Source organism: Amycolatopsis sp. FBCC-B4732, from assembly GCF_023008405.1.
Classification (GTDB): Bacteria; Actinomycetota; Actinomycetes; order Mycobacteriales; family Pseudonocardiaceae; genus Amycolatopsis; species Amycolatopsis pretoriensis_A.
In genome coordinates this window covers 5071472-5086649 of sequence record NZ_CP095376.1, presented here as the reverse complement: position 1 = coordinate 5086649, position 15178 = coordinate 5071472, and the positions used below count along the sequence as shown (strand labels likewise).

Annotated in this window: 14 protein-coding genes; 7 read left to right on the top strand and 7 right to left on the bottom strand. The window is 73.2% G+C overall.

The annotated features are described in order from the left end of the window. Window positions 1-32 precede the first annotated feature (32 nt). Window positions 33-1304 (top strand): diguanylate cyclase, encoded by a 1272-nt coding sequence (locus tag MUY14_RS21730; RefSeq protein WP_247025015.1) that lies wholly within the window; start codon window positions 33-35, stop codon window positions 1302-1304. 42 nt (window positions 1305-1346) lie between these two features. On the opposite strand, the gene MUY14_RS21725 is transcribed toward MUY14_RS21730, so the two are convergent. After that, a complete protein-coding gene (locus MUY14_RS21725; protein ID WP_247025014.1) occupies window positions 1347-2309 on the bottom strand; it encodes an isopenicillin N synthase family oxygenase in 963 nt (320 codons plus the stop codon). A gap of 25 nt (window positions 2310-2334) precedes the next feature. Beyond that, window positions 2335-2793 (bottom strand): nucleoside deaminase, encoded by a 459-nt coding sequence (locus MUY14_RS21720; protein ID WP_247025013.1) that lies wholly within the window; start codon window positions 2791-2793, stop codon window positions 2335-2337. A gap of 111 nt (window positions 2794-2904) precedes the next feature. On the opposite strand from MUY14_RS21720, the gene MUY14_RS21715 reads away from it, so the two are divergent. Further along, window positions 2905-3861, top strand: a complete 957-nt coding sequence (locus MUY14_RS21715) for a YafY family protein (RefSeq protein WP_247025012.1) — start codon at window positions 2905-2907, stop codon at window positions 3859-3861. Here MUY14_RS21715 and MUY14_RS21710 read toward each other — a convergent pair. Both MUY14_RS21710 and MUY14_RS21705 read right to left on the bottom strand, forming a co-directional pair. Next, window positions 3858-4946, bottom strand: a complete 1089-nt coding sequence (locus MUY14_RS21710; RefSeq protein ID WP_247025011.1) for a winged helix DNA-binding domain-containing protein — start codon at window positions 4944-4946, stop codon at window positions 3858-3860. The genes MUY14_RS21715 and MUY14_RS21710 overlap by 4 nt on opposite strands. Then, on the bottom strand, window positions 4943-5506 hold the full coding sequence (locus MUY14_RS21705; RefSeq protein ID WP_247025010.1) for a DinB family protein: 564 nt from the start codon (window positions 5504-5506) through the stop codon (window positions 4943-4945). Before MUY14_RS21705 ends, MUY14_RS21710 begins: the two co-directional genes overlap by 4 nt. Before the next feature lie 53 nt (window positions 5507-5559). Between MUY14_RS21705 and MUY14_RS21700 the strand changes: the two genes are divergently transcribed. Next, the gene (locus tag MUY14_RS21700; RefSeq protein WP_247025009.1) at window positions 5560-6825 is read left to right on the top strand and encodes a YafY family protein; all 1266 of its coding nucleotides are present in this window, start codon (window positions 5560-5562) and stop codon (window positions 6823-6825) included. Here MUY14_RS21700 and MUY14_RS21695 read toward each other — a convergent pair. Then, on the bottom strand, window positions 6815-7435 hold the full coding sequence (locus MUY14_RS21695) for a TetR/AcrR family transcriptional regulator (protein ID WP_247025008.1): 621 nt from the start codon (window positions 7433-7435) through the stop codon (window positions 6815-6817). The two genes, MUY14_RS21700 and MUY14_RS21695, sit on opposite strands and share 11 nt — an antisense overlap. Window positions 7436-7950: 515 nt before the next feature. Continuing rightward, window positions 7951-9459 (bottom strand): MFS transporter, encoded by a 1509-nt coding sequence (locus tag MUY14_RS21690; protein ID WP_247025007.1) that lies wholly within the window; start codon window positions 9457-9459, stop codon window positions 7951-7953. 585 nt (window positions 9460-10044) lie between these two features. Between MUY14_RS21690 and MUY14_RS21685 the strand changes: the two genes are divergently transcribed. Further along, complete coding sequence (locus tag MUY14_RS21685; RefSeq protein ID WP_247025006.1) at window positions 10045-10632, top strand: diacylglycerol kinase family protein; 588 nt, start codon at window positions 10045-10047, stop codon at window positions 10630-10632. A gap of 276 nt (window positions 10633-10908) precedes the next feature. Then, the gene (locus MUY14_RS21680; RefSeq protein WP_247025005.1) at window positions 10909-11514 is read left to right on the top strand and encodes a helix-turn-helix domain-containing protein; all 606 of its coding nucleotides are present in this window, start codon (window positions 10909-10911) and stop codon (window positions 11512-11514) included. Here the strand turns inward: MUY14_RS21680 and MUY14_RS21675 are convergent. After that, window positions 11511-13124 (bottom strand): helix-turn-helix domain-containing protein, encoded by a 1614-nt coding sequence (locus tag MUY14_RS21675; protein ID WP_247025004.1) that lies wholly within the window; start codon window positions 13122-13124, stop codon window positions 11511-11513. The two genes, MUY14_RS21680 and MUY14_RS21675, sit on opposite strands and share 4 nt — an antisense overlap. A gap of 252 nt (window positions 13125-13376) precedes the next feature. On the opposite strand from MUY14_RS21675, the gene MUY14_RS21670 reads away from it, so the two are divergent. Then, window positions 13377-13805 carry a hypothetical protein gene (locus tag MUY14_RS21670; protein ID WP_247025003.1) on the top strand — a complete coding sequence of 143 codons (429 nt, stop codon included), beginning with the start codon at window positions 13377-13379 and terminating at the stop codon, window positions 13803-13805. Between the two features lie 243 nt (window positions 13806-14048). Then, window positions 14049-15155 (top strand): FAD-dependent monooxygenase, encoded by a 1107-nt coding sequence (locus tag MUY14_RS21665; protein WP_247025002.1) that lies wholly within the window; start codon window positions 14049-14051, stop codon window positions 15153-15155. The last annotated feature ends 23 nt before the right edge of the window (window positions 15156-15178 follow it).

Here is a 15178-nt window from a genome sequence, read left to right as displayed (position 1 = left end):
ACAGGGCCGGGCATTCCGGCTACTTTGCCGAAATGGTGGGGGATTCGGTCGCCGCCGGCGGAGGACGCCGCCCGGGCCGGTTCCTGCCCGCCGTCGTGCTGGCGCGCTGGGCCCTGTGGCGGCTGCCGCGCCGCGGTCAGGTGCTCTACCTCGTCGCGGTCGACGTCCTCGCCGTCGCCGCGGTCGCGCTCGCCGCCGTCCGGTTCCCGCCCCTGCCCGCGATGCTGGGGCCGTTCGCGCTGCTCCTGGGCGGGCTGCTGGTGTCCGCCGAGCTCGCGCGGCCGGTGGAGCGCCACCGCGAGGACACCCTGCTCGGCCCCGGCGTCGACACCCCGTGGATCTTCGCCGGCGTGCTGGTGCTCCGGCCCGGCCTCGCGGTCGCCCTGGTCGTGCTGTCGGCCGCGCACCAGTGGTTCCGGGTCCGCAGAAGACCCGTGTACCGGCAGGTGTTCGGTGCCGCGTCGACGGCGCTGGCCGGGCTCGTCGCGGGCGCGTTCCTCACCGCGACCGGCGTCCGCCCGCTGGGCGCGGTCCTCGGCTCCCGCACCGTCCTCCTGCTCACCGCTGCCGTCCTGGTCTTCCTCGCGGTGAACGCCGCGCTCGTGACCGCCGCCGACGGCCCCCGCCGCCCGCGCGAAGCCGCGCCGGGCCACGCTTTCGACGCCGCGATGGCCGCGTTCGGGCTGCCGCTGGCCTGGGCCACCGCGGCGGCCCCGCTCCTGGTGCCGGTGCTGGCCGGCGCCACGGTGGTGCTCCACCGCGGCGGCCTCGGCCTCGGCCGCCGCGACCACGTCACCCTCGACCCCGGCACCGGCGTGCTGACCGCGGCGTCGTGGCGCGGCGCCGCCGAAGCCCGGCTGGACCGCCTCGCCGGAGCCGGCCCCGGCCCGGCGGTGCTGCTGCTCGACCTCGACCACTTCCGCCGCCTCAACGACCGCTACGGCGCCCGCATCGGCGACGCGGTCCTGCGCGCGGTGGCCGACACCCTGCGCGACGAGGTCCGTTCGGCCGACCTGGTGGGCCGCTCCGGCGGCGAGGAGTTCGCGGTCCTGCTGGCCGGCGCCGGCCGCTTCGACGCGATGGCCATCGCCGAACGCATCCGCCTGCGCATCGCCTCGACCCTGGTGGCGCTGAAGTCCTCGGCCGACGGCCCCCAGTTCGTCGGTGTGACGACGTCGATCGGGGTCGCGGCGTGTGCGGCGGACGGCCGCTTGTCGGGTGCGCTCCTGGCGGCGGAGGCGGCGTTGCTGCGGGCCAAGGCGGCGGGGCGGAACCGGACGATCTGCGCCGACCCCGGCTCGTGAGTGTTCCGGGCGGTTCCCACCGCCCTGAACACCCACGACGACTCAGCCGACGGTGATCGCGGTCAGCTTCTCCCGCAGGTACTCCGCCGCGATCACCTCGGGGTACGTCCGCTTGCCCAGCGGCGGCCCGAGCGACGTGATCCGGGCGTCGTGGTCGGTCTCGTAGAAGAAGATCAGCGACACCAGGTCCTCGTCCGGGGCGGTGGCCGCCGGCGGGAGGACGCGGTGGCGCGTCGATCGCCAGCGGTCGCCGGTCCAGCGCGCCATCAGGTCGCCGATGTTCACCGTGAACGCGTCCGGGTGGAACGGCGCGTCTTTCCACTCGCCGTCGGCCGTGCAGACCTGCAGGCCGCCCACACCGGCCTGGCGGTCGAGCACCGTCACCGTGCCGAAGTCGGTGTGCGGGCCGATCCGGAACTGGTCCGCCTCCGGCGCGCCGACGTGCGTCATCGGCGGGTACCAGTTGATGTTGAACGTGTACGTCGGGTGCGCCGTGTGCCGCGTGAAGTGGCTCTGGGCCAGGCCGAGCGCCGCGGCGAAGATCTCCAGCAGGTGGTCCGACAGCGCGCGCATCCGGCGCATGTACTCCGTCGCCGTCTCGGCGAAGCCGGCCACCTCGCCGGGCCAGACGTTGGGCTGGAACCAGAACCCGTCGATCTCGGCGACGCCCACGCCGTCGTCCGCGCCGGCGGAGTAGGACTCCTTGAGGTCCGGCGGGGTCTCGGTGCCCTCGGCGTAGCCGTTGGCCTCGACGCCGGGCGGCAGCCAGCCGCGCCCGCCGACCGTGACCGCGTAGCGCTGCTTGACGTCCTCGGGCAGCGCGAAGAACTCCCGCGCCAGCTCGCGCGTCCGGTGGCGCAGCTCGTCCGGCACGCCGTGCCCGGTGACCAGCAGGAAACCGGACTCCCGCAGCGCGTGGTCGATCTCGCCGGCCACGTCGGCGCGGCCTTCGGACGTCCCCCCGAACCACGGCGAAAGGTCCACGAGCGGAACGGATGACGGCATACCGGCTCCTCGCAACAGCACTGTCCTATTCGGACTTTTCGACCCCGATGTCCTCGAACCACAGGTCCGGGCGCGCGGCGATGAACTCGGTCATCAGCGCGGTGCAGGCGGGATCGTCGAGCACGGTGATCCCCACGCCGAGCCCGGCGAGCCAGTCGTGCCCGCCGTGGAACGTCGTGGCCTCGCCGATGACGACGCGCCCGATCCCGAACTGACGGACGAGACCGGAGCAGTACCAGCACGGCGAGAGCGTCGTGACCATGATCGTGTCGCGGTAGTGCGGGCGCCGGCCGGCGTTGCGGAACGCCGCTGTCTCGGCGTGCGTCGACGGGTCGCCGTCCTGCACGCGCCGGTTGTGCCCGCGGCCCAGCAGGGTGCCCGCGGTGTCGAAGAGCGCGGCCCCGATCGGCACGCCGCCTTCGGCCTTGCCCAGCTCGGCTTCCTCGCGGGCGACAGCGAGCAGGGCGTGCGGGTCGATCGGCATGCGTCACTCTTTCCGGCCGGGGCGGTGCCTGGCAAGTGTTTGACCGCACGGCTGCACCATCCGGCGGATCGAGGACCGGAACTGTCCTCGATGTCTGGCACACTGCGTGCCATGTACGGCACTTCGGAACGCCTGCTCCGGTTGCTCTCGCTGCTCCAGGCGCGGCGCGACTGGCCGGGCGCGGACCTCGCGTCGCGGCTCGACGTCGACGTCCGCACGATCCGCCGCGACGTCGAGCGGCTGCGTTCCCTCGGCTACCCGGTGCACGCGACGCCCGGGGTGGCCGGCGGCTACCGGCTGGGCGCGGGCGCCGCGCTGCCGCCGCTGCTGCTGGACGACGACGAAGCGGTCGCGGTCGCGGTCGGCCTGCGCACGGCGGCGAGCGGCACGGTCAGCGGCATCGAGGAGACGTCGGTGCGCGCGCTGGCGAAGCTGGAGCAGGTGCTGCCCGCCCGACTGCGGCCGCGCGTGGGCGCCGTGGCCGCGGCGACGGTCTCGCTGCCCGGCGCCGGGCCGATGGTGGACGCCTCGGTGCTGACCGCGATCGCGGCCGCCTGCCGTGACTCCGAGCGCCTGCGCTTCGGCTACGGCGACCGGTCCGGCGCGGAGACGGAACGCTTGGTCGAGCCGCTGCGCCTGGTCCACACCGGGCGGCGCTGGTACCTGGTCGCCTTCGACCTCGACCGCGCCGGCTGGCGCACCTTCCGGGTCGACCGGATCACCGGGGTGCCGGCGGCGAGCTTCCGCTTCACCCCGCGCGAACCCCCGGCCGAAGACCTCGCGGCGTACGTCTCGCAGCAGATCTCGATGGCGCCGTACCCGCACCAGCTCGTGCTGCGCGTGGCCGCCCCGGCCGAGGTGCTCGCGCGCCGCATCCCGCCGACGTCCGGTGTCGTGGAGGGGATCGACGAGCACAGCTGCCGGGTGCGGACCGGGGCGAACACCCTCGACACGGTCCCGTACTACCTGGCGCAGTGGGGGTACGACTTCGTGGTGGAGGAGGCGCCGCCGGGGCTGGTGGAGCTGCTGCGCGAGGTGGCGGAGCGGTTCGCCCGCGCGGTCGGTTAGCCCGCTTCGACCCGGACGCGATCGCTTTCGCCGTCGGAGAGGAACGACGCCAGCTCGCCGCCTTCCGCCGTGACGGCGGTCCGGTCGGCTTTCGGCAGGCGCCCCAGCGGCTTCACGACCACCGTGCCGTCCGCCACCTGCCACGTCGCCGCCACGCGGCCGTCGACCAGCACCACCCGCTCGCCGGCCACCGAAAGCCCGCGGTGGGCGTCGTCGATGATCCGGCTCCGGTCGTCGTAGCCGAGGATCGCGTTGTCGAACGCGGGCAGGAACCGCACCGGCGCCGGCGTGTCCGGCTCCGGGCGCGGGGCGCCGGGCAGGTCCAGCAGCTCGCGCCCGCGTTCGTCGCGGAACACGACCAGCTCCTCGCGCACGGCCTTCACCGCCGCGGGCAGCCCGGCCAGGCCGCTCCACGCGCGCAGGTCGGCGGTCGCCGCGGGACCGTACGCCGCGAGGTAGCGCCGCACGAGCGCCTGCCCGGCCACGTCGTCCGGGGCGAGCGGGTCGACGTCGCGGCCCAGCCAGGCCGTCAGCGGCAGGTTCCGCACGCCGGCCTTGACGCGCCACAGCCCGCGCGGCGGCAGCTGGGCCACCGGGATGAGCGCGGCGACCAGCATTTCCCCGAGCGGCCGCGGCCCGGCGCCGGGCCAGCGTCCGGCGACCGCGCGGGCGAGGTCACCCATCGAGCGCGGCTCGCCGTCGGCCAGCACGGCGCGGCCCGCCGCCGCGAGCTCGCCGAGGTCGACCCCGGCGAGCTCGCGGCGGTAGGTGCCCAGGACGCGCTGGCGCAGCATCGCGTCGAACCGCGTCCGCCACGCCAGCACGTCCTCGGCGGTGAGCAGGTGGACGGTGCGGCGCATCAGGTGCGTCCGCACCACGCGCCGCCCGGTCAGCAGCTCCGAAAGCACCGCCGGGTCGAAGGCGCGCAGCCGCGACCACAACCCGGTGAACGGCTCCTGCGGCTCCTGCGCCTGCAGGCCACCGAGGTGCGCGACGGCGTCGTGCACCGGCAGTCCGGCGCGCTCGAGCAGCAGCTGACGGGCGAGCGTGGCGCGGTTGAGCGCCCGCGTGTCCAGGACGGTCACGTCGACTTCTGACCGTCCAGCGCCTCGCGGATGATGTCCGCGTGCCCGGCGTGCTGCGCGGTCTCGGTGATGACGTGCAGCAGCGCCCGCCGCGCGCTCCACGTCGTGCCCGGCTGGTTCCACGGCGCGTCGGGCAGTGGGTGCGTGACCGACAGGTCGGGCAGGCTCGTGATGATGTCCTCGCTTCGCTTGGCGACGTCTTCGTAGCGGGCCAGGATCCCGGCGAGGGTGTCGCCGGGCTGCATGGCGAACTCGGTCTGGTGGTCGATCGCCCACTGCGGGAACTCGCGAGCGGTGCCGGCTGCCATGTCGGCCCAGGTCACGCCCTCGGGGAGGTCGTAGCGCATCGCGGAAGGGCCTTCCAGGGCGAAGCGCAGCCAGTTTTCTTCCATGCTGGCGACGTGCTTGAGCAGGCCGCCCAGGCACAGCGCGCTGACGGTCGGCCGCGCGCCGGCCTGCTCGTCGGTGAGATCGCGCGCCGGGGTGGTGAGGGCGGCGCGGGCGGCCGCCAGTTCGGCGATGAGGTCGTTGCGTTCGGTGTCGTTCTGCACGAGGACCACTCTGGCAAGGGTAGCGGACAGGGTGTGTCCGCTATTCCTGGGAAGATCGGCGCATGCCGAAAACTTCCGGACGGCTGCTGGCTCTGCTGTCGCTCCTCCAGGCCCGCCGCGACTGGCCTGGTGCGCTGCTGGCGTCGCGGTTGGAGGTCAGCGAGCGCACGGTACGCCGCGACGTCGACCGCCTGCGAGAGCTCGGCTACCCGATCGCGGCGGTGAAGGGCCCGGACGGCGGGTACCGCCTCGACGCGGGTTCGCAGCTGCCGCCGTTGTTGTTCGACGACGACCAGGCGGTGGCCCTGGCAGTCGCCCTCCGGACGGCGAGTGGCGCGGGAATCGAGGAGGCGGCGGCGCGGGCGTTGAACACGGTCCGGCAGGTGATGCCTGCTCGGCTGCGCCATCGGGTGGACGCGCTTCGGGTGACGGCTGCGGACCGGGCCGGGCCGCGAGTGGACCCGTCGGTGCTGGCCGCGTTGAGTGCCGCGGTGCATGCGCGGGAGGTGCTGCGGTTCGACTACGTGAGTGGTGGGCCGGTGCGGGGTGAGGTGCCGCGCACCGATTCCGTGGCCGCTGGGGTTGCGGTGCCTGGCTCGAACTCTGCGGCCGGTGGGGTGCCCCGGGTCGGTGAGGTGCCTCGCTCGGACTCCCTACCGGCTGGGGTGCCACAGGCCGGTGAGGTGCTCCGTTCGAACTCCGCGGCCGGTGGGGTGCCCCGGGCCAGCGAGGTGCCTCGCTCGGACTCCGGGACCGCTGGGCCGCCGCACCGCGAAGTGCCCCACGTCGACCCCGTGGCCGCCGACTCGCCGTCCCGGGGCGAGCCGCGCGTCGGACCTGTGCCCGCCGGGCCGCCGCGCCGGGTCGAGCCGCACCACGTCGTCACCTGGGGCGGCCGGTGGTATCTGGTGGCGTGGGACCTCGACCGCGCGGACTGGCGCACCTTCCGCGCCGACCGGATCACCCCGCGCGTGCCGGCCGGCCCGCGGTTCGCCCCGCGCGAGCTGCCCGGCGGCGACGTGGCGGCCTTCGTCGCGAGCCGCTTCACCGGCAAGGACCTGTCGGGGGACTGGCCGTGCCGCGGCGAAGTGCTCCTCGACCTGCCGGCGCACGTGGTGTCCGAGTACGCCCGTGACGGCGTCGTCGAGGAACTGGGCCCGGACCGCTGCCGTCTGGTGCTGGGTGCCTGGTCGTGGATCGGCCTGGCCGCGACGATCGGCCGTTTCGACGCGGACATCGAGGTCGTCGAGCCACCCGAGCTCCGTGAAGCGTTCGCGCGCCTGGCGCGTCGTTACACGGCCGCCGCTGACCGACCGCTCAGTCTGTGACCGGTGTCACGCCGAGCATCCGCAACACGAGCCCGCCGTACTCCTTGCCGAGCGCGGTGGGCGTCTGCCGGGCGCGCTCGCTGTACCAGCGGGCGACGTCGACGCCGAGCGAGAGCACTGCTCTCGCCGAGATGTGCGGGTCCGACACGGTGAAAACGCCCTCTTCGACGCCGTCCGCGATCACCTTGCGCACGATCCGCTCGATCCGCCGCCGCAGCTCGGCGACGACTTCGAACTCCTGCTCGGGCAGCGCCTGCAGTTCGTATTGCACGACTCGCGCGACGGTGTGCCGCCGCGCGTGCCAAGCCACGAAGTCCTCGACGATCAGCCGGATCCGCTCGACGGGATCGGACACCTTCGCGACGACGTTCTCGACCAGCGCGAGCGTCTGCTCGTGCCCGTACCGGCTGATCGCGAAGAGCAGCGCGGCCTTCGAAGGAAAGTGCACGTACAGCGCGGCGGGCGACATCCCGGCAGCCCCGGCGATGTCCCTCGTGGTGGTGGCGTGGTACCCCCGCTTGGCAAAGGCCTCCACCCCGGCGAGCATGAGCCGCCGAGCGGTCTCCGGCTGCACGTCCGGCCACAGTTCGGCCGAGAGCGACATCGTCATCCGGTGATCCTTCCAGAGAGCCCCACCGCAAGTGGCGGCCCCGACGGCCGGCCGGGACATGCTCATTGTAAGCGGGCGCTAACCTTCGGATCTGAGGGATGTATCCCGCAAAACGGGATGACCGGCAGCGGGCCACGGCCCGGGTCAGTCGTGGCCCAGGTCCGCGGACAGTTCAGCCACGAGCTCACCGTGGGCCGCTGCGCTGCCGAGTCGCGTCGCAGGTGAACCCGGGCTACGCACCCGGCTGCCGGCGACGCTCGTCTTCGACCACCCGACCCCCCGGGCGCTCACCAGCGCGTGACCGCACGACTCGCTGTCCGGCCCGGATGCCGCCCTGCTCGGCGACGGCCGGGTCGCCGACCTGCTCCGGCCACGCCCGCGCTCACCGTGCCCGGGATCGACTGGCCGCCGATGGTCGGCTCCGCCGCGGAGATCATCATCGGCGTCGAGGAATCCCACGCCCTCAGCGAAAGCGTCGCCCCCCTGGGAGCAAGGGCGACGCCGGACCACCTCCGTCACTCCAGGTCGACGGAGGTGGTCCGGCCCGTGTCCGCCGGCGCGGGGACGGGCACGCTGTGCACCACGCCCGCGGCGGCGGACGTCGGGCCGCCTGGGCGCGCCGGGCCCGGGCGGTACCGCCCGTAGAGCAGTCCGAGCGCGACGCCCACCCCGGACACGATCGCCATGAGCAGCGCGGTCCGGGCCACGCCGTCGACGAGTGCGGCGCCCCGGTTCGCCCCCTCGATCGAGGCGGCGCCGCCGTAGATCGTCGCTGTCACGGCGGTGAGCAACGCGGCCCCGACGTACCGGGCCATGTTGGAGATCCCGGACGCCCCGCCGACGTCGTTGCCGGGTACCGAGGACGTCGCCGCGGCGGACGCGCATCCGTTGGAGAGCCCCAGGCCGGCCGCGACGGCCACCAGTGGGAGGACGAACACCCCGTAGCCCCAGCTCTCTTCGAGGAACACCAGCGCCACGAAGCCGCCGGTCGTGATCGCGAACCCGAGGACGATCACGCTCCGGGAGCCGATCTTCTTCGCCAGGCTGCCGACGAAGGGCGCGATGACAACGATGCCCGCCGCCGCGGGCAGGGTTGCCAGGCCCGCCTGGAGCGGGGACATCGCGAACGCCGCGGGGTCCTGGAAGAACAGGCTCATGGCGTACATGAGGCCGTTGATGGCACCGGCGACGATCAGGATCACCAGCGTCGAGCCGACCAGCACCTTGTTGCGCAGGAGCCGCAAGTCGACCAGCGGCGCCCGGACCCGGCGCTCGACGGCGGCGAAACCCCAGCCGGCCGCCGCGGAGACGATCAGGCACGTCCACGTGGGCGCGGACAGCCAGCCCCAGTCCGAGCCGCGGCTGAGCGCCAGCACCAACGGCACGAGGCAGGCGGCGACGAGCAGCATCCCGGCGAGGTCGAGGGACCGCGGCCGGGTCTCGTCGCGCGACTCCGGCACGGTGGCCAGGGTGAGCGGGATGCACGCGGCCGCGATCGCGGCGTCGATCCAGAAGAGGCCCTGCCACCCGGTCGTGTCGACGAGCAGGCCCCCGGCCAGCGGTCCGGCGGCGGCGCCGACCGCCGAGGCGGCGCCCCAGAGCGAGACGGCACGGACCTGCGCGGTTCCGCTCGCGGCGACCGAAAGCAGGCTGAGGCCGCAGGCCAGCAGCGTCGACCCGGCCGCACCCTGGATCGCCCGGCCCGCGATGACGGCGGCGCCGCTGCCCGCGAGCCCGACGACGACGCAGGAGAGCACGAAGAGCAGCAGCGCTCCCGAGAAGACCCGGCGCCGGCCGGCGATGTCGCCGAGCGCGCCGCCCGTGACGATCACGGCGGCGCCCACGAGCGAGTACCCGGTGACGGCCCACTGCAGCGTCGTGGCCGAGGCGCCGACGTCGTGGCTGATGGCGGGCAGCAGGATGGTCACCGCCGAGGTGTTCGCGTTCACGACGAGCGCCGAAACGCAGGTGACAGCCAGTACTGCACCGCCGGCCGGTGCCGGCGACGTCGATTCGGAAGCCATGTCGGCATGGTTGCCGCGGGACCGCCGGACCGCGTCACCTGTGCGGGGTGAGCCCGCCGGGCAGCCTGCAGCCGAACGCGGCTCGCGCCTGCTCCGGTTTGCCGCACGAGGGGACGGTCGGCCGCCGCGTCCTCCGGGGACGAAGCGGGGGTCATCCACCACGGGTGACGACGCGGGGGCGCCCGGCCCGCAAGGTGGGCGGCGGAGGTGCGGGTGATGGCAGATCGGGCGGCCGGCGGGTGGGTGCGGGGATCTCTTCGGTGGCGCTGTTCGCGGCGTTCGCCGTGGTGTCCGGCGCCTTGATCCGCCATCCGGTGCACCTGGTGCTCGCGGTGCTCCTGCCCGGGGGCGTGCTCGGCGGGGGCTGGGCGGCACTGGTGCGCCGGAGCTTCCCGCAGGTGGCCGCGGCGGCGCTCGGGGGCGTCGCCGCGGTCCTGCTCGTACTGCTGCCCGGTGTGCACGTCTACGCCTTGATGGCGACCGCGGCCGCGCTCGCCTGGGTGTCGCTCGCGATCGCCGGGACAGTGCTGGGCCAAGACCTCCCACCGCCACCCGAAACCTGCCGCGCCGAACCGGCGGACCGGGGTGCTCCTGCTCGACCCCTTGTCCGGCAAGGGCGCGGCCACTTCGTCCCGGCTCGGCGAGCGGGCGCGGGTGCTCGGCCATCCGGGCGGTCTCGACGAGGATCTCCGCGAGCTCGCGGAGCAGGCCGTGGCCGAGGGAGCAGACGTGCTCGGGGTGGCCGGCGGCGACGGCTGCCAGGCGGTGGTCGCCGACGTCGCCCGACGGCACGGACTGCCCTTTGTCTGCGTTCCAGCGGGAACTCGCACCCACTTCGCGCGTGATCTCGGGCTGGACCGGGACGATCCGGCGGCCGCGCTGGACGCCTTCGGCGAGGCCGTCGAGCGCCGGGTCGATCTCGGCGTCGTCGAAAACCGCGTGTTCGTCAACAACGTGTCGCTCGGAGCGTACGCCGCCGTCGTCCGGGCGCCCGGCTCGCCACGTTCGCCCAGTGCCTGCCCGGTCTGTTCGGGCCGGACGACGCCGCCCGGTGGCGGCTCGACCGACCGGCCTGCCGGAGCAGGAGCAGGGCCGCGGCTCCAGCCGGGAGGTCCACCAGGAAGATCCAACGCCGCCACGGAGCCGGCTCGCACACGAGCGAGGCCACCGTGAACGCGGCGATCCCGAGACCGAATGCCCGTCTGACGCCGGCCCGGCCGGACAGCGAGCCGGCCGAGAGCAGCGCCGCGGCGAACACCAGCGTGTAGCCGTCGACCACCCACTGCAGTACTGCCGCCGGCCGGCCGGGCCACCCGGGACGCAGTGGTGGCTTTCCCGGAAGAGGTCATGCCCCGATGGAACGCCGCTACAAGTGCACGCGGCAGGGTGCGTTTTTCCGGGTTCCAGCAGAACCCCCCTCGACGATGTGCGCCGTCGTGCGGTGGAGGCGTGGACGCCAAGAGCACCGAGGTTCGCGACTTCTTGGTCACCCGGCGGGCCAAGCTCACCCCGGAGCAGGCCGGGCTGCGGCACTACGGCGGCAACCGCCGCGTGCCGGGCCTGCGCCGCGAAGAGGTCGCCATGCTCGCCGGGGTCTCCGCCGATTACTACACCCGCGTCGAAAAGGGCAATCTCGCCGGCGTCTCCGACAGAGTCCTCGCCGCCATCGCCGCCGGCCGTCCGCGCACCGCCGTCGCCCAGCGCCGGCGGTCACCGCAGCGGGTGCGGCCGGTGGTGCAGCAGATCCTCGACAGCATGACGACGACGGCCGCGTTCGTCCGCGACGGCCGCCCGGACATCCTGGCGACCAACGCACTGGGCCGCGCGCGGTATTCGCCGGTGTTCGACAGCCCCACCCGCACCAGTGAAGCGTCACTGGCCAACCTCGCCCGGTTCGGCTTCCTGGACCCGGCGGCGCGCGACTACTTCCCCGGCTACGACAAGTCCTGCCACACGTCGGTCGCCATTCTGCGCACGGAAGCCGGCGACCTGACCCTCGCCTTCGAAGCCATGGACTTGACCGCGGACAGCGGGGCTGGGCTGCCACCGCCCTAGCTTGCGGGCCGCTGGACGATGAGGATCGGCGTTCCGGAGATCGTGAGGGTGTCGCCCGCGCGTAGCGGACGGCTGGTGCCGTCGAGGCCGCGTACCTCCTCGGCGTGTGGCGGGGCCGACGTCGTCGCGGTGCCCTCGTGGGTCCAGCGGATCGTGAGCAGCCGTCCGTCGTCCGCGGTGAACTCGCACTGCCACACGGTGGCCGGCAGGTTGATGGCGAGGCCGTGCCCGCACGACCGGGTGCTGGTGCGGGTCAGCCACCGTTGCAGTTCCTCCACCGCGAGCGCGGCCCGGGTGGGCGGACCGCCGACGGCTTGCAGCGCGACAGGCAGGTTCCCGCTGCCCCAGTTGTAGAAGTAGGAGCGTTCGAGGCCGAAGTCGGAACCGTAGATCGCCACGAGGTAGAACCGCGTGGCGTAGTCGATCGCGCGTTGTTCGTCCAGCCGTTCGTCGCGCACGTATTCGTAGGTGACACCGGTGTTCCACAGGCGGGGGTGGACACCCGCGTCGTGGAAGGCTCCGTCGATCTGCTGCAGGCGGCCGAGCATGGTCTCCGGCGGGTCGGCCGCCGTTTGCTGGGACAGGTTGATGCCCGCGACGTCGCAGTAGTCGTAGCCGCGCAACTCGGCGAAGCGGCGCAGCACGGCTCGGCCGCCGTCGGTCCACAGCCGGGCGATCGACGGGCACACCACGACCGCCCCCGGGTCGGCGGCCTTGATGGCGCGCGAGGCCAGCCGGGTCATCTCGACGAGGGTCTCGGTCGAGCCGGAGAAGTAGCGCTGGTCATTGGCGTGGACCCACACCTCGTAGGCATTGATGCGGCCCCGGTAGCGGGTCGCCAGCGTGCGGACGAACCGGTCCCACACAGCCAGGTCGTCGGGCGGCGCGCTGCGGGAGCCGTCGTCGTAGGGCGCCTTCGGGCCATCGGGCGCGGCCCACGCCGGTGTGCCGCCGAGGACGAGCGTCGAGGGCAGGTCCGTCGTCCGCGCACCGTCGACCAGCCGGTCGAGGATGTGCCAGTCATAGGTGTCCGGCCGTGGTTGCAGGCTCGCCCAGCGCGTGCGGCTGTCCCAGAACCGCAGGCTCCCGACCTGGAACGAGGGCATCACTCCGCTCGAGGACGACGCGGTCACGCCGAACAGCGACGGCGTCAGGGGCAGCTCGCGCTGCCAGGACGGGCCTGCGATCTGCTGCCGGGCGGGCACCGTCCCGACTTCCGTGCCGCCGGCGGACAGCAGGACGAACAAGAGCACCAGGACGAGCCCGGCCGCCACCGTGGAAACCGTGCGCGGACGGAGCAGCCGCCGGGATTGCGGTACCGGGTGCACGATTTCCGCGACAGCCGGGTGCACGATGTCCGGTACCGCGGCCCGGCCGGTCGCCGACTTCCAGTCCGTCAGCAGTTCGATCAATTCCTCGTCATTCGCCGAACACGCCGTGGCGATACCGACCACGGTCTTGTAGTCCGGCGGAACAGTTGTTCCCAAGCAGTACCGGTGCAGGGTGGAACTGCTGATGTGGGACTTCTTCCCCAGTTCCACATAGCTCAGCCCACTGCGCTGCTTGAGGGCCGTGAGATGGCCCGCGAGCAGCTCTCTGCCTTCCGGCACGCCCCTTTCCCCCACTCAGCCCTCCCCAAGCCTCCGGTGTCCCGGGCCAGTATGGCAGCCATCCCACGCCGGGAGATATCGGCTGGTCAGGGCATGTCGGACCATGCCGGGACGGTGGCGGGTTGTCCGGACGCGGACTCCTCGGCATCGTTGGCCCCGGCCGCACTCGCGGTCATTTCCGCGAACGGGGGATTGACGGCCTGGGTCCGGACCCCCGTTACGACAAATTCATGCGAAACAAGGGGAGATTTCATGAGGGTCAACCGAATCGGCGGAGTGGCCGCCGTGGTGGCGGCAGGACTCATGTCGCTCAGTGCGACGGCGACCGCGGCTCCCGGCCTCGGCCACGCAAGCGCGACCGATTATCCGGTTACGGGATTCTTCGTGCCTTACGGGGCAAGCGTCGTCAAGGGCTCCATCACGTGGCACAACCGCGACGTCGTCATCACGGGGGAGGTCCGGGCGCGCTCCTCAGAAAAGCAGGCTCGGTTCCGCGGTGAGTCCGATTCCTGCGTGACACCCCTGGAGACGCGAACGGCACAGGCCGGTGAGGACCGCGGGTTCCGTGTCGACTTCGACTGCAACTATCCGGGCGGGCTCACCTACGTCTACGTGGCTCTGTGGGAAGGCGACGTCTACCGCGGCGGCGTGACCTGCACCAGGCAGGGCTGCGTGGAGTGAGTTCCGGCGCCATCACGCGACTCGCCCCCGGCCGGCCGCGTGGTGGCGTCGATCCCGGCGATCGCCGGCTCTCTGCGCACGGCTGCTCGGCGGCGGGCGCGGAAGGGCTTGCGCGATGCCGCCCGCAGGCGGACAGCTCGGGATCGCGTTGACAGCGACCGGGGCAGGTGTCGTCCGGAGGCTGCTATGGTGGACTTAAAGCAATTTTGTGTTGCTTTAAGTCCGGCTTGCGGGGGAGAGACGATGAAGATCCTGGTCAGTGGTGCGGGAGCGGCTGGGCTGTGTGCGGGCATCGATCTCGCGCGGGCCGGGCACGTGGTGGAGATCGTGGAGCGGGCGAACCACCTGCGGGTCAACGGCTCACCCATCGACGTGCGCGGCGACGCGCTCGAGACGGCCGAGCGGATGGGCATCCTGGACGCGGTGCTCGAGCGGCGGATCACGATGACCGAGCGCACGACGTTCGTCGACCGCTTCGGCGCGCCCGTCGCCTCCCTGGCGATGGAGGAGATCAACGAAAGCTCCGACGACGTCGAGCTTCCCCGCGAAGACCTCATGCTCATCCTGCGCCAAGCGCTGCCCGAGCAAGTCGACCTGCGCTTCGAGGAGTCCATCGCGGCCCTGGCCGAGGACGGGGACCGGGTCGCGGTCACCTTCGCCTCCGGCCGCGCGGCCGCCTACGACATCGTCGTCGGCGCCGACGGGGTGCACTCGGCGGTGCGGCGGCTGGTCTTCGGCCCGGAAAAGGAGTTCACCGAGCCCCTCGGGGTGTACGTCGCGATCGGGGACGCGCCCGGCGAGGTGACGCCCGGCGACACCCGCGTCACGGAGATCCTCAACCTGCCTGGCCTTCTCGCGGGGGTGGCCCGCTACCGCGACAAAGCGCTGGCGATCTTCGAGTTCCGGTCCGGCCCGATCGACTACGACCACCACGACCAGGCCGCCCAGAAGCGCATCCTGGCCGGGGCCTTCGCCGGGATCGAGGACTGGAAGGTCCCCGAGCTGCTCGAGACCGCCCAGCACGATCCCGAGCTCTACTTCGACGTGCTCACGCAGATCCACCTGCCCAGCTGGCACCGCGGACGGGTCGTGCTGATCGGGGACGCTGCGCACTGCGCGACCCCGATGGCCGGGCGCGGCACCTCGCTGGCCCTGCTCGGGGCGTGGACGCTCACCGAGGAGCTCGGTCGCCACGGCGACGACGTCGAGGCGGCGTTCAGTGCCTACGAGCAGCGTCAGCGCCCCCACGCGGCGGCGGCCCAGGAGTTCGCGCGCGGCGGGGCCGACCTGGTGGTCCCCGCGACCTGGGAGGCCATCGAGGCGCGCAACGCCCGGCTGCGCGCGCTGTAGGCTGCCGGCCGTGGTCGAGGACG